General features: G+C 66.2%; 21 protein-coding genes and 1 pseudogene. 11 read left to right on the top strand and 11 right to left on the bottom strand.

Annotated elements, in window-relative coordinates; genetic code table 11:
• Positions 1-2 precede the first annotated feature (2 nt).
• From DM818_RS06705 to DM818_RS06715, 3 genes are all read left to right on the top strand, one after another.
• Positions 3-299 (top strand): hypothetical protein, encoded by a 297-nt coding sequence (locus DM818_RS06705; RefSeq protein ID WP_075937491.1) that lies wholly within the window; start codon positions 3-5, stop codon positions 297-299.
• Complete coding sequence (locus tag DM818_RS06710; RefSeq protein ID WP_075937490.1) at positions 299-1249, top strand: ArsA family ATPase; 951 nt, start codon at positions 299-301, stop codon at positions 1247-1249. Before DM818_RS06705 ends, DM818_RS06710 begins: the two co-directional genes overlap by 1 nt.
• A gap of 129 nt (positions 1250-1378) precedes the next feature.
• Positions 1379-3235 carry a carbon starvation CstA family protein gene (locus tag DM818_RS06715; protein WP_075937489.1) on the top strand — a complete coding sequence of 619 codons (1857 nt, stop codon included), beginning with the start codon at positions 1379-1381 and terminating at the stop codon, positions 3233-3235.
• Positions 3236-3247: 12 nt separating this feature from the next.
• Here DM818_RS06715 and DM818_RS06720 read toward each other — a convergent pair whose 3' ends face one another.
• Positions 3248-3835, bottom strand: coding sequence for a hypothetical protein (locus DM818_RS06720; protein ID WP_123123573.1), 588 nt, complete (start codon positions 3833-3835; stop codon positions 3248-3250).
• Complete coding sequence (locus DM818_RS06725; RefSeq protein ID WP_123123572.1) at positions 3832-4200, bottom strand: cupin domain-containing protein; 369 nt, start codon at positions 4198-4200, stop codon at positions 3832-3834. Before DM818_RS06725 ends, DM818_RS06720 begins: the two co-directional genes overlap by 4 nt.
• 111 nt (positions 4201-4311) lie before the next feature.
• Between DM818_RS06725 and DM818_RS06730 the strand changes: the two genes are divergently transcribed.
• Complete coding sequence (locus DM818_RS06730) at positions 4312-4473, top strand: hypothetical protein (RefSeq protein ID WP_233571899.1); 162 nt, start codon at positions 4312-4314, stop codon at positions 4471-4473.
• 39 nt (positions 4474-4512) lie between these two features.
• A complete protein-coding gene (locus DM818_RS06735) occupies positions 4513-5211 on the top strand; it encodes a DUF5828 family protein (protein WP_075937485.1) in 699 nt (232 codons plus the stop codon).
• On the opposite strand, the gene DM818_RS06740 is transcribed toward DM818_RS06735, so the two are convergent.
• The 5 genes and pseudogenes from DM818_RS06740 to DM818_RS15150 form a co-directional block, all read right to left on the bottom strand.
• The gene (locus DM818_RS06740; protein WP_123123571.1) at positions 5191-6369 is read right to left on the bottom strand and encodes an MFS transporter; all 1179 of its coding nucleotides are present in this window, start codon (positions 6367-6369) and stop codon (positions 5191-5193) included. The two genes, DM818_RS06735 and DM818_RS06740, sit on opposite strands and share 21 nt — an antisense overlap.
• Positions 6370-6417: 48 nt before the next feature.
• Positions 6418-7143: a uroporphyrinogen-III synthase gene (locus DM818_RS06745; protein WP_153952462.1), complete on the bottom strand. Its 726-nt coding sequence runs from the start codon at positions 7141-7143 to the stop codon at positions 6418-6420.
• 15 nt (positions 7144-7158) lie between these two features.
• Positions 7159-7911 carry a uroporphyrinogen-III C-methyltransferase gene (gene cobA / locus DM818_RS06750; protein WP_075937482.1) on the bottom strand — a complete coding sequence of 251 codons (753 nt, stop codon included), beginning with the start codon at positions 7909-7911 and terminating at the stop codon, positions 7159-7161.
• Entirely contained in the window at positions 7904-8953 is a 1050-nt protein-coding gene (gene hemC / locus DM818_RS06755) for a hydroxymethylbilane synthase (RefSeq protein ID WP_235907920.1), read from the bottom strand. The genes cobA and hemC overlap by 8 nt, the downstream gene beginning before the upstream one ends.
• 131 nt (positions 8954-9084) lie before the next feature.
• Positions 9085-9327, bottom strand: a pseudogene (locus DM818_RS15150) (sensor histidine kinase); the annotation flags it as partial.
• Positions 9328-9385: 58 nt separating this feature from the next.
• Between DM818_RS15150 and DM818_RS06765 the strand changes: the two are divergent.
• A complete protein-coding gene (locus DM818_RS06765; protein WP_153952465.1) occupies positions 9386-9643 on the top strand; it encodes a glutathione S-transferase N-terminal domain-containing protein in 258 nt (85 codons plus the stop codon).
• Between the two features lie 198 nt (positions 9644-9841).
• Here DM818_RS06765 and hemL read toward each other — a convergent pair whose 3' ends face one another.
• Positions 9842-11179: a glutamate-1-semialdehyde 2,1-aminomutase gene (gene hemL / locus DM818_RS06770; RefSeq protein WP_153952466.1), complete on the bottom strand. Its 1338-nt coding sequence runs from the start codon at positions 11177-11179 to the stop codon at positions 9842-9844.
• Positions 11180-11263: 84 nt separating this feature from the next.
• Here hemL and DM818_RS06775 point away from each other — a divergent pair, with 84 nt between their 5' ends.
• On the top strand, positions 11264-11869 hold the full coding sequence (locus DM818_RS06775) for a DUF502 domain-containing protein (protein WP_075937478.1): 606 nt from the start codon (positions 11264-11266) through the stop codon (positions 11867-11869).
• Here the strand turns inward: DM818_RS06775 and DM818_RS06780 are convergent.
• Positions 11866-12696 (bottom strand): proline dehydrogenase family protein, encoded by an 831-nt coding sequence (locus DM818_RS06780; RefSeq protein ID WP_075937477.1) that lies wholly within the window; start codon positions 12694-12696, stop codon positions 11866-11868. The two genes, DM818_RS06775 and DM818_RS06780, sit on opposite strands and share 4 nt — an antisense overlap.
• Before the next feature lie 94 nt (positions 12697-12790).
• Here DM818_RS06780 and DM818_RS06785 point away from each other — a divergent pair, with 94 nt between their 5' ends.
• Positions 12791-13333, top strand: a complete 543-nt coding sequence (locus DM818_RS06785) for a CDP-2,3-bis-(O-geranylgeranyl)-sn-glycerol synthase (protein ID WP_123124568.1) — start codon at positions 12791-12793, stop codon at positions 13331-13333.
• Between the two features lie 148 nt (positions 13334-13481).
• Here the strand turns inward: DM818_RS06785 and DM818_RS06790 are convergent, their stop codons facing one another.
• Both DM818_RS06790 and DM818_RS06795 read right to left on the bottom strand, forming a co-directional pair.
• Positions 13482-13673, bottom strand: a complete 192-nt coding sequence (locus tag DM818_RS06790) for a hypothetical protein (protein ID WP_075937475.1) — start codon at positions 13671-13673, stop codon at positions 13482-13484.
• A 42-nt stretch (positions 13674-13715) separates the two neighbouring features.
• Positions 13716-14261: a DedA family protein gene (locus tag DM818_RS06795; RefSeq protein ID WP_233571981.1), complete on the bottom strand. Its 546-nt coding sequence runs from the start codon at positions 14259-14261 to the stop codon at positions 13716-13718.
• Positions 14262-14341: 80 nt separating this feature from the next.
• Between DM818_RS06795 and hemB the strand changes: the two genes are divergently transcribed.
• The 3 genes from hemB (at position 14342) to DM818_RS06810 (ending at position 17370) form a co-directional block, all read left to right on the top strand.
• Entirely contained in the window at positions 14342-15322 is a 981-nt protein-coding gene (gene hemB, locus DM818_RS06800) for a porphobilinogen synthase (protein ID WP_153952467.1), read from the top strand.
• Positions 15323-15625: 303 nt separating this feature from the next.
• Entirely contained in the window at positions 15626-17026 is a 1401-nt protein-coding gene (locus tag DM818_RS06805) for an ammonium transporter (protein ID WP_075937473.1), read from the top strand.
• On the top strand, positions 17023-17370 hold the full coding sequence (locus tag DM818_RS06810) for a P-II family nitrogen regulator (protein WP_075937472.1): 348 nt from the start codon (positions 17023-17025) through the stop codon (positions 17368-17370). The genes DM818_RS06805 and DM818_RS06810 overlap by 4 nt, the downstream gene beginning before the upstream one ends.

Below are 17370 nucleotides of genomic sequence, written 5' to 3' on the forward strand. Positions count from 1 at the left end.
ACATGGATATCGAGACGCGTATCAGGCAGTTCCGCGAGTGGCTCGAAGCGTGGGCCCGCGGGCTCTACCACGGGATGGTGTCACACCCGGCGTACGAACTCATCGAGAAGGAGGCCGAAGATCAAGAGGACGCCTTCCTGCTCGCGTGTTTCCCCGACGCCTTCGGCATCCCGAGTCCGGTCTCCTACTACACGGCCGAACTGCTCCCGTATCTCGCCGAGGAGTTCGCCCAGTGGGAGCGCCGGATGTGGGACCGCGAGTCGGTGCTCGAACGCAAAGGCCAGCAGTACCACTTCTGATGGCACGGTTCACATTCTTCGGCGGGAAGGGCGGCGTCGGCAAGACCTCGATGTCGGCCGCCTTCGCACACAAGCGCGCCCGCGCCGGCGAGGACGTACTCATCGTCTCCACCGACCCGGCCCACTCGACGGCCGACGTGTTCGACCAGCCCTTCGGCGACGAACCGACTCCCGTCGACGGCTACGACTCGCTCGACGCCATCGAAATCGACCCCGAACAGGAGGTGACCGACCACCTGATGGAGACGAAACGCGCGCTCGGCGACCAGGTCAGCGCCGGCATCGTCAACGAAATCGACCGCCAGATCGAACTCGCACACCAGACCCCCGGCGCACACGAGTCGGCGCTGTTCGACCGATTCATCGAACTCATGCGCGAGGCCGACCACGACCGCGTCGTCTTCGACACCTCCCCGACGGGCGGGACCCTCCGGCTCCTCTCGCTCCCGGAGTATCTCGGCAGCTGGATCGACCGGCTCGTCGAGAAGCGAGAAGCGAGTATCGACCTCTACGAGAAGGCGGCAATCGGGAGCCGAGAGCCGCGCCGGACCAGCCTGGGCGACCCGATTCTCGCCCGCCTGCGCGACCGGAAAGAGCGGTTCGAGTTCGCCCGCGAAACACTGCGCGAGGACGCTTCCTTCGTCCTCGTGGCGAACCCCGACGCCCTGTCCGTCCGCGAGAGCGAGCGAGCCATCGAGAGTCTCCGCGAGCGCGACCTCCCGGTCGAGGGCATCATCGTGAACCGGCTCACGCCCGCACCCGACGACGACGAGAACGGCCGAGGGGCGAAGTTCCTCAGACAGCGCATCGAGACCGAACAGAAGCGACTCGCCGAACTCCGCGGATTCGAGCCGCCGATTGTCGCCGAAATCGAGACCCGCGTCTCCGAGGTGAAGGGGTCGTTCCTCGACGAGGTGGCGAGCGAACTGGCGTTCGAGCAGACGGTATAGGCTTTCTGTTCGGCTCGGATATGTATTTCACACTACAAACGGGCGCTGTCCCCCGGTTTTCGATGTGTCTGTTACTGTACCTCAAAGCCGAAGGTTTATGTTGTGCATTTCCATGATATACGGTAGCCCATGGTACAAATTGCCGTACTGGTCGTTGCCAGTCTGATAACGTTCTCGGTGGGATATCTCGGCTACTCCAGATATCTCGCTCAGTTCGTCGAACTCGACGACGAACAGGAGACGCCCGCACACAAGTACGAGGACGGACAGGAGTACGTCCCCTCGAAGAAACCAGTGCTGTTGGGACACCACTACTCCAGCATCGCCGGGGGCGCACCCATCGTCGGTCCGATTACGGCGGGTGCAGCCTTCGGGTGGCTCCCCGCAATTCTCTGGATTGCCATCGGGAACCCGCTGCTCGGGGCCGCACACGACTTCATGGCGCTCTCCTCGAGTGTGCGCCACGACGGCAAGTCGATTGGCTCCATCATCGGGGAGTACGTCGGCGACCGCGGGAAGGACATGCTCCTGTGGTTCGCGTTCCTGACCATCATCCTCGTCATCGCGGTGTTCGCGTTCGTGGTCGCAATCGTGTTCAACGCGTTCCCGTCGGCGGCGACCGCGAGCTTCATCTATCTCGCGCTCGCCGTCGTGTTCGGCGTCTACTTGTACCAGCTGAATCTCCCGTTCCTGCCGGGAGCCGTCGCGTTCGTCGCGATGGTGTTCGGCGGGGTCTGGGTGGGACTTCAGTACCCGATTGCGCTCGTCGGCACGGAGTCGACCGCCGCAGACACCATCGTCCTGCTCGGACAGGCCTCGGCGTGGGACTGGCTCCCGCTCGCAGGCAGTGGTGTCAACGTCGCGGCGTGGGTGCCGGTCGTCGTCCTCTACGGCTTCATCGCGAGCGTGCTCCCGGTGTGGGTGCTGCTCCAGCCGCGTGACTTCCTCACGTCGAGTCTCCTCTACACCGGTGTCGGGGGGATGCTGCTCGGCGCGATTCTCGCACCCGTCCTCGGTTTCACCGCGGTCGACGTGTCGGTCCTCGGTAACACACAGACGATTACCTCACTCGAAACCAGCTACCCGGCGTTCCGTGGCTTGACGAGTTCACTCGGGCCGATCTTCCCGTTCCTGTTCGTCACCATCGCCTGCGGGACCATCTCAGGGTTCCACGCGCTCGTCTCCTCGGGGACGACCGCAAAGCAGCTGGACAAGGAGTCGGACGCTCGCGACATCGGTTACGGTGCGATGCTCGGTGAAGGCCTGCTCGCGACGACCGCGGTCGGTGCCTTCGCCGTCATCGGCTTCACCGACTTCTCTGCCGGTGCGGCCGGCGCACTCGCGAACTTCCCGGCCGGCGGGGCAGCGATGTTGTCGATGTTCGGCCTGCCGGTCGCGGCCGGCTCGGCGTTCATCGGGCTGGTCTTCGTCAGCTTCCTGTTGACCTCGACGGATACGGCCGTGCGACTGGGTCGATACATGATGGAAGAAATCGTCGAAGTGCCGGAGACGCGAACGCAGGAGCTGGCGGTGAACCGGTACGTCACCTCCGGCGTGCTGCTTTGTCTCCCGGCGTACCTGCTCGTCGGCTCTGGCGCGTGGGAGAGTCTGTGGCCGCTCTTCGGTGCGGCGAACCAGACGCTCGCCGCGCTGGCACTGCTGGCCGCGACGCTGTGGCTCGCCAACTGGAACGACTCCAAGCAGCTCCTCTCGACCGGTCTCCCGATGGTGCTGATGATCGGCGTCACGATGACGGCGCTGCTCACCCTCGGGCTGTACCGCAACCCGCTGGCGACGCTGGACGCGATTCAGAACCTCGGGGCCACCGGCGAGAACGCGTCGACGATATTCGACGTCATCTCGTACGGGCTCCAGAGCGTCCTCGCGTTAGTGCTCGCCGGACTCGCCGGCTCGCTCGCCTACATGGGATACAAGAACATCAACCGCGTCCGTGACAGCTACACCGGCGCGCCCGCCGACGACTGACGACCCGGTCTTTTATTTTCGCGTCAACAGCCCGCGAATCCGCTCGATGAGCCGCGGCTCCGGGTCCGGGTCGGAGTCCGCCCACGGCGCGAACGCCCGCCACACGTCCGCCTCCTCGCTTGCGACGTAGGCGTCTTCCTCGGGCGCGACGACGACCAGATTCACCTCGTAGTGGCCGTTGTAGCCGTACCGGAGCAGCGTCCGGTCGCGGAACTGGTGGACGAACTCACGAACCGGCTCGGGTACCGCCGGCACGACGAACACGAACGTGAAGTCCGTGCTCCGGTGTGTCTCGTCGGCCGTAATCCAGTCGCCCGTCTCCGCGAGCTCGTGGCCCAACTCGACTGCCGACTCGATATCGCCGACCGACACCGACTCGCGCCGGGTGGCAAACAGGTGTTCGTTGACGTTCTGGTTGGCGTAGTTGATTGACTCGTGGAGGAACTGCTTGCGGCTCTGGATACGGAGTCGGCCGTACAACTCGAACCGCTGGCCGCCGGCCCGCTTGTCGCGGTCGAGGTCGTAGTTGTAGACGAGTCGGGCAGCGACGTCGTCGAGATACTCGTCGTCGAACGTCGGCCGCTCTGGCTCGTCGCTCATGTGTCGTCGTACGGGTGAACGTCGTCGACGGCGGGCGCGCCGACGACGAAGGCGGTCGTCGCCTCGCCGTCCTTGGGGACGAAGGCGAACTGCGGGCTCTCCGGCTCACAGACGAACGCGTCGCCGGCGGGGACGGCGAACTCGCCCTCGGGCGTCTCGACGTGAAGCTCCCCCTCGGTGACGTAGAACACCTCCTCCTGTTCGTCGTGGTAGTGGTACGCCAGCGGAATCTCCTCGCCGGGCGCGACCTCGTACACGTGTGCCGCCAGCCGTTCAAGTCCCACCGCGCCACTGATAGAGCGTTGCGTGGACGGGCGGTCCGGTTCGGGGTCGAGTTCGCCGACGGCGACGTGGTGGTATCCCATACGCTCGCTGTGTGGTGCATGGTCAAAACACCCACGACAAGACCTAACTAACTGGAGGCGAATCATAGCGGCATGGGAGGAAAGAAGGTAGAATCGTGCGGTCGGTGCGCGATGAGCACGACGAGCGACCTGCTCGATGACCCAGCCGACCCGTACGAGGGGGGCATCGAGGTCGACGAACAGGACGCCCGGCGAGTGTCGCCGGCGGCGTGGCTCGAAGGCGTCAAGGACCGGCTCGACGCGTGGGCGACCCGCGTCACATACGGCCGGTAAGCGCGAAAGGTTATCTCTGCGGACCCTGTAACACTGATAATGGAGGAGAGTGTCGCTGGTTTCAAACAGCGCGGCACGTGGGGCGATATCGTCGAACACGGTGAGCGCGTGACGCGCGCGCTGCGAGAGCTTCTCGACGAGGACAACGACGCCTTGGAGGAGTGGAACGAGTGGCGACCCAAACAGCACGAACGGCTCGACGAGGACGTCAACGAGAAGACGGCACAGCAGGCGAGCGTTGGCGAGGGAGCCGGCGAGCGCGAAGGGGTCGGGCCCGACGAGGACGTGAAGGCCGCCGGCGACAAGCTGGCGGATTCATACGAGAAACTCGACGAGCCGGACGACGCGCTCGAACGGTGGCGCGAGTCAGTCGGCCACCTCGCGCGGGCGGCCGACTCGGCGGGCCGGAAGGCGCTGCGCAAGGTGGAGGGAGCAGTGTACAAGAACGTCATGACACAGATTGCGCCCTACTACTTCGACAACGGTCTCGTGAGCGCGAACGTCACGCGCCACGACAACGCCGACTACGCGCTCGAAATCAACATCAACGACGACGACCTGAAGATTCGGGTTTCGAACAAGCTGGCCGACTACGAGCAGTCGGTCGACCGCTGGCACGTCGACACCGAGAAGGTGACCGAGGTGGCCGAGGCCGCCGAGGGGGTCGAGACGCCGGAGGAACAGGCCACCGGCGACGAGGGCGTCACCGAGGGGCAGTCACACCCCACGACCAACTGAGCGTCTGACCGCCGCCAACACGACTACTAACAGCCCGGCACAGCCCGCCAGCAGCAGCCACCCCGCGCCGTAGCCGACGGTGTCCGCGAGATAGCCGAACGCCGGCGGGAAGAACAGCCCGCCGACGTTGATGGCGGTCTGGCCGCCGGCGCTCGCCGCCCCCACCTCCTCTCGGGGAACGAGCGCGGTGAGACAGGAGTAGTAGACGCCCGTGGAGCCGAGGATGGAGACGCCAAGCACCAACAGCGCCGCGAGCGCGACCGGCCGCGGTATCGCCCCGACACCGAGGAGGGTGAACGCACCCGTCGCGACGGCCGCCTGTCCGCCGGTGACGGTCGCCGCGGCCCGTGCCCCGCCGCCCAGTCGGTCGGCGAGCGACCCGGCACCGAGCCGGCCCGCGCTGCCGGCCGCCTGCACCGCCGCGAGGACGACGCCCGCCGCGACCGGCGAGAAATTCAGTAGCTCGTCGGCGTACAACAGGGTGTAGCCGACCGTCGTGAAGATGGTCGCGCCGACGAACAGGCCGGCGAGGACGACGAGCACGTACGCGCGATTCTGGCTGAACGCCCGCACGTCGGGGAGTGTCCACTCGCCGCTCCCGCTCGTCCCCTCGTAGCTGACCGCGAAGACCAGTGCGTACCCGCCCGCGAGCGCGGCAATCGCGCCGAAGCCCCACCGCCACGTCGCGACCGCGGCGACGCCGGCGACGAGTAACGAGGCTGCTCCCGACCCGGCGGTCACGCCGACCTGCTTGAGTCCCATCGCCGAACTGCCCTTCCCGGACGGCGCGCTCGACAGAATCGCGCGGTTCGAGGCGGGCATCCCCGGCGCGTACGAGACGCCCAAGAGGAAGGCCGCGGCGAACAACACGAGCGGCGTGGGGGCGAGTCCGATGAGCGCGGCCGAAACCGCCAGCCCGCCGACCGCGACCAGCATCACCCGTCGCTCGCCGAACCCGTCGACGGCCGCCCCGCTGGGAAAGAGGTTCAGCGTGTAGCCGAGCGTCGCCACCGCGGTCAACACGCCGATGAGCGTGCGCGAGAGCCCGAACTCACCCCGGAAGTACGTCGTCGCCGAGAAGAGCGCGTAGTAACACAGCGATACGGCCGCCTGCCAGCCGGCGACGACGGCGACGGTTCGCCAACTCCGGGTTGTCACTACGACACGTTCACGACACCCGCGTTAAAATCAAGCGACGGCGGCAGGCTACTCCTCGACCGCTTCGACCACGTCGCGCGCGAGCGCGTCGAAGCTTGCGCTCGCCGGCACCACGTCGACCCCGAAGCCGGCCTCGCGGGCGGCCTCGCGGGTCGGCTCGCCGATACAGCCGACGACCGCCTCGTCGAGTGCCGCGCGGACGGCCTCGCGGCTCGCGGTCTCGGCGGCCGCATCGAGGAAGAACTCCACCGTGAGCGGCGAGGTGAACGCGACGCCCGCGAGTTCGCCGTCGGCGGCCAACCGTGCGGAGCGCCCGCTCTCTGTGGGACGGGTCAGCCGGTACAGCGTCGTCTCGTGGACATACCCCCCGGCGTCGGTCAGCCCGTCGGGCAACACCTCGCTCCCGTGGTCGGAGCGGGCAATCTCGACGCGCTTCCCGTCTACCTCGTCCGTCAGCCGCTCGACCAGTCCGGCCGAGGAGAACTCTTCCGGGACGATATCGACCGTATAGCCCGTCTCGCGCAGGGCGTCGGCGGTGGTCGAGCCGATTGCACACAGCGTCGTCTCGGCCTGCCAGTCGTGGTCCGCGAGGATTCCGACGCCCGTCGTGGAGGTGACGACCGTGTAGTCGCCGTCCGTGCGCGCGACCGCCCCCGTCGCTTCCGTCGTCAACATCGGGTCCGCGACCGGCTCGACGCCCAGCTCCGCCAACAGCGCGCTCGCCGTCTCGATTCGCTCGCCGGCCGGCCGAAACACCGCAACTTTCGGTTTCATATCGTAGTATGTGGTTTACTGCTCGTACGGGCTGTCGAGAAACGCCCGCACCGTCTCGCGTGTCTTCGCCACGGGACCGATAACGGTCACCGCTGGGGGTTCGATACCTTCCGCGTCGCGCACGTCGACGATGGTGTCGAGGGTGCCGACCGCGACCCGCTGGTCGGGCCAGGTGCCTTCCTCGACGAGCGCGACCGGCGTCTCGGGGTCCATCCCTGCCTCCCGCAACACCGCGGTGTAGTCGGGCAGTTTGCCGACGCCCATGTAGACGACGATGGTGCCACCGGTCGCTGCAAGCGCCGGCCAGTCGACGGCCGATTCCTCCTTCGTCGGGTCCTCGTGGCCCGTGACGAAAGAAACGCTGGAGGTGTGGTCGCGGTGGGTGACCGGTATCCCGGCGACGCCCGGTCCCGCGACTCCTGCCGTCACGCCCGGTACGATCTCGAACTCGACGCCGTGGTCGGCGAGATACTCCATCTCTTCGCCGCCCCTGCCGAAGACGAACGGGTCACCGCCCTTCAGTCGGACGACGGTCTTCCCCTCCTTCGCGAGTTCGACCAGCCGCTCGTTCGTGTACTGCTGGGAGGTGCGTTCGCCGCCGGCGCGTTTGCCGACGTCTTCGGCCCGCTCGTCGTCGACGAGTTCGAGTGACGGCCCCGGAAGCTTGTCGTGGAGCACCACGTCGGCCTCCTGAAGCAGCCGGTACGCCTTCCGGGTGAGCAGCTCCGGGTCGCCCGGGCCGCTCCCGACGAGATACACCTTACTCATGGTTCTCGCGGGCCGTCTCGACCAGTTCGTCCGCGCCGCGGTCGATGAGTTCCTCCGCCAGCCGGACGGCACCGCGCCCGTGGGTCGCGATGGGGATGTCGCGGCTCGTCTGTATCGACTCGGTGCCGTCGACCGAGAGCACCCGCACCACGGTGTGGACGTACTGACCGCGAACGACGGCGTAGACGCCAATCGGGGCGATACAGCCGCCGTTCAGCTCTGCCAGAATCGTCCGCTCGACGGTCGTCTCCACCCGCGTCCGCGGGTGGTCGATATCGGTGAGGAGTTCGGCCATCTCGCCGTCGGGAGCGGTCACGGCAATCGCGCCCTGGCCCGCTGCGGGAACGAACGTCTCGGGGTCGAACCGCTCGAAGGGGACGTGGTGGAGCAGTCCGGAGCGTTCGAGTCCCGCCTCCGCCATCACCAGCGCGTCGTACTCGGTGTCGACATCGCGTTCGAGCGCCCGCTGTTCGATCGGCGAGAGACCTTCGAACCACTCGTCGACCGCGCCCTGTCCCAGTTCGCCGTTTTCCACCTTCTCGACCCGGCGCTCGTGTTCGCGCTGGAGCGACGGAGCGAGCAGCTTCTCGATGCGCGTGTCGACGTTGCCGCGAATCGGCTCCACGTTCACGTCGTCGCGCTGTGCGTTCAGCTGGGCGGTCCGTCGCAGACTCCCGGTGCCAATCGTCGCGCCCGCGGGCAGTTCCTCGAAGCTCGACCCGTCGGGCGTCACGAGCACGTCGCCCGCCGGTCCCCGTTCGAGGACGGCCCCGACGACGAGGTTCTCGGGAAACTCCGTCGGCATGTCCTTCATCGAGTGGACGGCCGCGTCGAGTTCCCCCGCGAGCACCTGCTCGTCGAGCGCGCGCACGAACGCGCCCGTCTTGCCGAGTCGGTGGAGCAGTTCGTCCTGAATCTGGTCGCCTTTGGTCTCCACCTCGACCAACTCGACCGACCGCCGCCGGTTCGAGAGCCGGTCTTTCACCGTCCCCGCCTGTCGTACCGCCAACTCGGAGCCGCGAGTGGCGAGCCGTATGTCCATACCCGGCATGGGTGGCCGACGCTCAAACCCCCTTCGGCTCTCGGACGATAAATCGCATGCCGCGATATCGAATACGTGGTATCGGCAAACGGCTGCCGTCTCGGTCGCTGTAACTGGGCGTCTCGGGCCGATTACCGCGTCTCGACGCCGGTGAACTCGAAGCGTGCGCCGCCGGTCGCGCTCTCGGTGGCGGTGAGCGACCAGCCGTGTGCCTCGGCGATGGAGTCGACGATGGCGAGCCCGAAACCGGTGCCGTCGTCGCTCGTCGAGAACCCCTGTTCGGTGACGCGCTCTCGCGACTGCTCGGGAATTCCGGGTCCGTCGTCGTCGACGCAGAAGCCGTCCGGGAGGGTGTCGACGGTGACGACCACGTCGGCGGCCGTGGTCGCCGCCACGGGAGCGCTTTTTGACCTGTGGCTCCTATCCGGCTCTATGACGCTCGAACTGTACGAACTGGAAGGCTGTCCGTACTGCGCGAAGGTAATCGACAAGCTGGACGAACTCGACTTGGAGTACGAGTCCCACATGGTGCCGCGCTCGCACGACGAGCGCACCGAGGTGAAAGAGGTCAGCGGCCAGACGGGCGTGCCGGTGCTCGTCGACCCCGAACACGACGTCGAGGGGATGCCGGAAAGCGACGACATCGTCGCGTATCTGGAGAAGACGTACGGTGCGAACGCCGGGGCCTGAGCCGGTAGTCGGCCGAACTCCCACTCCGGCCACCCCAAGCATTAACACCGAGTAGTCCTCTGGATGAATGCGAGCGGGACTCGTGAGGCGGCAGTCGCCTGAACTGGCCGCCTCCTCATTTCGCTTTCTTCGACCCGACCGGACGGTCACTCGCGAGCGACGCCAGCGTCGCGACTGGCCGGCGGACAGTGGCCGCCCTCAGAGACAGTCGCGGTAGGCGTCGAGCGTCTCCTCGACGTCTTCCTCGGTGTGGGCATAGGAGACGAAGTTCGCCTCGAACTGGTTCTGTGAGACGAGGACGCCTGCATCCCGCATCGCCGGGCGGAACAAGCGAGCGTAGCGGTCGGTTTCCATGCGCTGGGCGTCGGTGCCGCGTTTCGGACACGCGCTGAAGCGCGCACACTCCGGGTTCTGCCGACAGCCGTTCACGCAGCAGTCGCTCTGTGGCGGCGCGTCGGCGCGGGTGAAGGCGACTTTGAAGATGGAGCCGGCTCCGACGACGGTGTACTCGGGCGCGCGTTCGGCCAGAATCTCGGTCAACCCCTCCCGGAGCTGGCGACCGAGGTCGTTGACGTGCTCGTACACGTCGTTCTCGGCGGCGTACTTCAGCCCCTCCAGGCCGGCGGCCATCGTCGCCGGGTGTCCGGAGAAGGTGCCGGCCTGGAACACCTCGCCGGAAGGAGTGAACTGCTCGATGTACTCCGTCTTCCCGCCGATTGCGCCGACCGGGAAGCCGCCGCCGATAATCTTCCCGAACGTCGTGATGTCGGGGTCGATACCGAACGCCGACTGGGCACAGCCGAGCCCGCCAATGCGGAAGCCGGTGATGACCTCGTCCCAGATCAGGAGCGCGCCCGAATCCTCACACAGCTGGGCGAGCGTCTCGTGGTAGCCGTCCTTGGGGTAGGCGATACCGGAGTTGGCCTGAATCGGCTCGACGAGGACGCCCGCGATCTCGTCGCCGTGTTCCTCGAACACCTCCTTGGCGGTCTCGATGTCGTTGAACGGGACGGGAATCGTCTCCTGTGCGAACGACTGGGGGATGCCGTGGGTGGAGGGTTTCGGGTGGTCGGGACCCCCCTCGACGAGCGTGGACTCCTGTGCGCCGTGGTAGCCACCCTGCATGATGACGATTTTGTTGCGCTCCGTGACGGCACGCGCCAATCGGACCGCGGAGACGGTCGCCTCGGTCCCGCTGTTGACGAACCGGAGCATCTCGACGGAGGGGACGTGGCGGGTGACGAACTCGGCGTGTTCCACCTCGAGTTCGGTCGGCATCCCGAAGATCGGACCCTCCGAGACGCGACGCTGCACGGCGGCCGTCACCGGTTCGGGGAGGTCGTGACCGTACAGCAGCGGACCGAGTCCCTGAATCCAGTCGATGTAGCGGTTGCCGTCGGCGTCGATGACGTGGCCGCCGTCGCCCCGCTGTGCGAACACGGGGTACGGCTGCGGGGCGGCCCGGACCGCGGAGTTGACGCCCCCGGGCAACACGGACAGCGCCCGGTCGTAGATGTCGCGTGACTCGTCGTGCATACACGCAGGTTCGGCCGGACGGCTGTTAGTAGTTTCTCGTCGCCTCCGACACGCTGATTACACGCGCACCTAACGTGGAGACAGATGCTCCCCTCGTCGTGGAAACGAGACTTCGCCAGCGGTCTCGTGGTCCTCGTGCCGGTTCTCGCCACCGTCTTCGTCATCGCGTATCTGTACGACCTGGTCTTCGGTGTCATCACTCGAACCGGGATTCTCGACAACTACCCCACGATTCCGACCGCGGCGTACGTGCCGCTCGCGCTGGCATTTTTCCTCCTGCTCGTGCTCGCGGTCGGCTACCTGATGCGCACGACGGTCGGTGACATCATCGAGCGCGTGCTTGATGACGTGTTCAACGCGATTCCCGGCCTCCGTATCGTCTACAACGCCTCGAAGATGGCCGCAGAAACCGCCTTTTCGGGCACCGGCGACCTCCAGTCGCCCGTCAAACTCGAAGTGTGGGACGGGCTCCGGATGACCGCGTTCAAGACCGGAAAAACGACTGAGGACGGCCGTGACGTGCTGTTTTTGCCCACCTCGCCGAACATCACCACCGGCTTCGTCATCGAGGTCGAGCCACACGAGTACGAGCAGACGGACGAGAGCGTCGAGGACGCGCTCACCCGCGTGTTGTCTGCGGGCTTCGGCGAGAACGAGCCGGATATCCCAGACGAGATGCTGCGCAACTAAGAGAGGAGCGCCCGCACCGCAAACAGCGCGTTCTCCTTGCGCTCGCGCACGCGACGGTAGAAGTACGACAGCCACTTGTCGCCGAACGGAACGTACTGGTAGCTCTCGTAGCCCGCACTCGCGATGTCCCGCTGTTCGTCCTCGCGGACGCCCATCAGCATCTGAATCTCGAAGCCGGTGCCGTACGCGTCGTGGAGCTCCTTCGCCCGCTCTATCATCTCGGGGTCGTGGCTCCCGACGGCGACGTGGTCTGCGTGCTCGAACAGGTAGGCCAGATTCTCGCGGTAGGCGCGGTTCACGTCGGCCTTGTCCGTGTAGGCGAGTCGCTTCGGCGGGTCGTAGGCCCCCTTCACGAGCCGGACGGTCACGGGCGTCTCGACGAGTCGCCGGAGGTCGTCGCGCGTCCGCTTCATGTTCGCCTGCACGCACAGTCCCATGTCGGGGTGGTCCTCGGCACAGTCGATGACGGCGTCGAGGGTCGCGTCGATGGTCGTGTGGTCTTCCATGTCTACCCAGACGAAGACGCCGACATCGGCGGCCGTATCGACGATGCGCGCGAGGTTGTCGGCGAAGGTCTCGTCGCTGATGTCCAGCCCCACCTGACTCGGCTTCACGGAGATGCGGGCATCGAGGTCCGCCGCCGCAATCGCTTCGACGAGTTCGATGTACGTCTCCGTGTCCTGTGTGGCCTTCTCGGGGTCGTCGTAGTGTTCGCCGAGGAGATTCAGTATCGCGCCGACGCCGTCGTCGTTGAGCGCACGGGTGTGGTCCAGCGCGGTCGAGATATCCTCGCCCGCGACGAACCGGTCTGCAATGGGCGGAAGCATACCACATATAGGACAGCCCACGTTAAGCCAGTATCCCTCCCATGGTCACCGACGGACCACGGCGACTTTTATCGCTCCCCGCCAACCCGCCTGTATGCTCGCCGAGACCGTCGCCGTCGCCCTCTGGACGATGCTGCCCGCGTACATCCCGAACAACGCGGCCGTCCTCTTCGGCGGTGGCCCACCCATCGACGGCGGCCGCACCTACGGCGGCACGCGCATCCTCGGCGACGGGAAGACGTGGCGCGGCACCGCCGCCGGCACCCTCGCCGGCATCGCCGTCGCCCTCGGATTGAACGCCGTCAACGGCCCCGTCGCTGCCGCCACCGGTATCGACCTCCCGACGTTCCCGCTGCTTGCCGCCGTCGCGCTCGCCTTCGGCGCGATGCTCGGTGACATCCTCGCGTCGCTCATCAAGCGCCGGAGCGGCCGCGCCCGTGGCGCGTCGTTTCCGGGCCTCGACCAACTGGACTTCGTCGTCACGTCCCTGTTGCTCGCCTTCCTACTTGCTCCCGCGTGGGCGAGTGCCGTGTTCACGCTCCCGGTCATCCTCGCTATCGTCGTCGTGACGCCCGTGCTCCATCTGGTGACGAACGGAATTGCGTATCTGTTGGGGCTGAAAAACGAGCCATATTGACGCGCACCGTTTCGCTGCGTCGGGTGCGCTTCGCGCACCGCCCCTTGCAAACATCTGCAGCAAAAACCGCAACGCAACCGCGCCTCCGGCGCGGTGAAACGCCTCGATTCGCTCGGCGTACGCTCTCAGCTTTCCGGTGGTGAGACAGTCACGACGTGACGGCTTGATACGTGAGCCCCAAGGCCAGCAGCGAGACGACCGTCGTGACGATGGCGACGAGACTCCCGGCGTCGAGGTAATCCGAGACGCCGACACCGAGCGCGACCGACATCCCGCCGAACAGCCACGACACCCGCGTCGGGATTTGGTCGTCCGACTCATCCGACTCGTCCGTAGACATACACCCGCTGTGGCTCGGACCACAAAGAGCGTTCGCGTGCGGTTAGACGCTCAACAGGAACAGCGTCGCGCCGGCGAGGAGGCTCTCGAACGAGAGCGTGCCGATGGCGGACAGCAGAAGGAACTCGCGGTCGTCGAGTTCGGCCAGCCCCGCCGGAATCGTGAGCATCCCGCGCGTGAACAGCAGCGAGTTCGAGACGGGAACGACAATCGGCCCCCAGTTCTCGAACCAGCTATCGAAGCGGCCGAGCCGCTCGTCCCCGATTCGGACCCACCGCGAGTCGAGTAAGCGTTCACGACCGAGCCGTTTGGCGGCGGTAAAGAGGGCGAACTGCCCGGCCGTCGCGCCGACCACCGCGACCGTCAACAGGACGAACACGTCGAGCGGGCTGCCGTCGGTGAGAAACACCGCCGCCGGGATGATACCCTCACTCGGGATGAAATACAGCAACATCGCCCCTTCGAGAACGAAGATGCCGAGGACGATGGCGAGGCCGAACTCCGAGGAGAGGATCTCTCTGAGCACCGGCAGCGCCTCCTCGAGGCGCGCGGAGAGATACCCGACGATGTCGACTTGGAGGGGGACCACAGCCACGATTTCGGGGGTGATGGTAAATCCCTTTTCGTGTCGAACGACGCGGTTTTGGCCCGCGACCACCGACTGTCGGTATGCATCCGACCGACCGGCCGCGCCGACTCCGCGCGGACGGCATCCGCGATATCGTCGCCGAGACCAGACTCTCCCCGTCGGATTTCGTCGTCCCCGTCTTCGTGGACGCGACGACCGACGAGCGCGTGCCAATCGAGTCCATGCCCGGCCACGAGCGCGTCCCCGTCGACGAGGTCGTCGACCGCGTCGAGGAGATACTCGCAACGGGTATCGAGTCGGTCATGCTGTTCGGTATCCCCGAGTCGAAAGACGAGGTCGGCTCGCGCGCCGACGCCGAGGACGGCGTCGTCCAGCGCGCCCTCCGCCGGCTCGACGCCGAGACCGACGCCTACGTCATCGCCGACCTCTGTCTGTGTGAGTACACCGACCACGGTCACTGTGGCATCCTCGAAGCCGACGCCGAGTCCGACGCCCACCTGACGGTGCGCAACGACGCCACGCTCGACCGGTACGCGTCCATCGCGCAGTCGTACGCCGACGCCGGCGCGGACATGATCGCTCCCTCCGGGATGATGGACGGCCAAGTCGAGACGATTCGGTCGGCGCTCGACGCCGAGGGGTACGCCGAGGTTCCCATCATGGCCTACGCCGCGAAGTACGAGTCCGCCTTCTACGGCCCGTTCCGCGACGCGGCCGACGGTGCGCCGGCGTTCGGTAACCGTCGCCACTACCAGATGGACCCCGCCAACCGCCGGGAGGCCAACCGGGAAGTGAGCCTCGACGCACAACAGGGAGCCGACGCCCTGCTCGTGAAGCCCGCGCTCCCGTATCTGGACATCGTCGCCGACGTGCGCGAGCACTTCGACCGCCCCGTCGCCGCCTACAACGTCTCCGGCGAGTACGCCATGCTGCACGCCGCCGCCGAGAAGGGCTGGCTCGACATCGAGGAGGTCGCCCACGAATCTCTGCTTTCTATCAAGCGTGCCGGCGCTGACCTCATCGTCACCTACTTCGGCGAAACGGTCGCCGAACGGCTCTGAGTGTGGCAAGTATTGTCGCGCGCCGGGGGTAAATCACCCCGATAGCGCCCACGGCGGGGTTGACGACCGTCCAGAACCAGGGCGAAAACCGTCCAGCTTTTCGGCCAGAGAACAACCTTATACACACTATACTCTGTGTTATTTTGGGCATACGTCCTCTTATCGAACCCGAAATTTGACCGTTTCAACCAAGGGATTATATACCTCTCTCCCATGCCACTCGTCTGTGTATAACATGACGAAACTGGGTGAAACGCGTTCGAACGTGAACGTTTGGGCAGCAAAATTCGAGGGTGGTAGCTGATGTCGGTAGCACTTCCGCTTCAGGCTGGCATCGAAGCCATCTCGTCGGGCGTGAACTACGTGTGGATTCTCGTAGTGTGTTTCCTGATCTTCTTCATGCAGCCGGGGTTCGCGCTGCTTGAGGCAGGACAGGTGCGTGCGAAGAACGTGGGCAACGTCCTGATGAAGAACATGACCGACTGGGTGGTCGGCGTGCTCGTGTTCTTCCTCTTCGGGGCGGCCTTCTCGGCGATGATCGGACAGCTGACCACGCCGGGGCTGGCATTCGACCCCGCAGGGGCGTTCGGCTACATCACCGACCCCGGGACGACCGGCTGGATTGACTGGTTCTTCGGCGCGGTGTTCGCGATGACCGCGGCGACGATCGTCTCCGGTGCCGTGGCAGAACGCATGAACTTCACCGCCTACGTCTTCGTCGCCGTGGCGATGACGGCGGTCATCTACCCCGCGATGCCGGGCATCGCGTGGGGCGGCACGGGGCTACTCTCGTCGAACGGCTTCATCGGTGACGCACTCGGCGTCGGCTACTTCGACTTCGCCGGTGCGACGGTCGTCCACATGTGCGGTGGCCTTGCAGGACTCGTCGGTGCGAAGATGGTCGGTGCACGCGCCGGCCGCTTCGACAGCAACGGGGACAGTCAGGCCATTCCGGGCCACTCGATGCTGCTTGCCGTGCTCGGGACGCTGTTCCTCGCGTTCGGCTGGTACGGCTTCAACGTCGGCACGCAGGCGACCGTCCTCACCGCGGAAGGTGAGTTCATGGGCGCTGCGCTCGGCCGTGTCGTGCTCAACACCACCCTCGGAATGGGTGCAGGCGGCGTCGCTGCGATGGTCGTCTCTGCCGCGTGGCAGGGGAAGCCGGACCCGCTGTGGACCGCAAACGGACTGCTCGCCGGCCTCGTCGCCGTGACCGGTGCCGTCCCCCACGTCACGTGGTGGGGTGGTATCCTGCTGGGTCTCATCACCGGCGCGCTCGTCCTCCCGACCTTCCGCTGGGTCGTCGACTCGCTGAAGATTGACGACGTGTGTGGTGTGTTCGTCGTCCACGGGAGTTCCGGTGCCATCGGCACCATCCTCATCCCGGTCTTCGCCGCCCCCGGCGTGCTCTCTGCCGGCGTCGGCACCCACCTCGCGATGCAGGTCATCGGTGTCGCCGTCATCGGCATCTGGACCGTGCTCGCGTCCATCGTGGTCTTCGGCATCGCCGACGCGCTGTTCGGACTGCGCGTCTCCGACGCCGAAGAGGAGGAAGGACTCGACAGCTCCGAACACGGTATCTCGGCGTACCCCGAGTTCGTTGGCGACAGCGGTGCCGGCAGCCCTAGTAGCGCAGTTTCGGTCGACGGCGGCCGCGTGGAGACGGACGGCGGTGTCGAAACAGACGGAGGTGACAACGAATGAGCGATATCAAACTCGTAATGGCGTACATTCGACCCGACAAGCTGAGTGACGTGAAAGAAGGACTCGCCGAGGTCGGCGCACCGTCGCTGACGGTGACGAACGTGTCGGGTCGCGGCTCGCAGCCGGCGAAGACGGGCCAGTGGCGCGGCGAGGAGTACTCCGTCGACCTCCACCAGAAGGTGAAGGTGGAGTGTGTCGTCGCCGACATCCCCGCCGACGAGGTGGCCGAGGCCATCTGTGCGGCGGCGAAAACCGACGAGAAGGGCGACGGCAAGGTGTTCGTCCTTCCGGTGGACGAGGCGTACCAGATTCGCACGGGGAAGACGGGGCCAGAGGCCGTCTGA

Origin of the sequence: Halosegnis longus (genome assembly GCF_009663395.1) — an archaeon.
GTDB lineage: Archaea > Halobacteriota > Halobacteria > Halobacteriales > Haloarculaceae > Halosegnis > Halosegnis longus.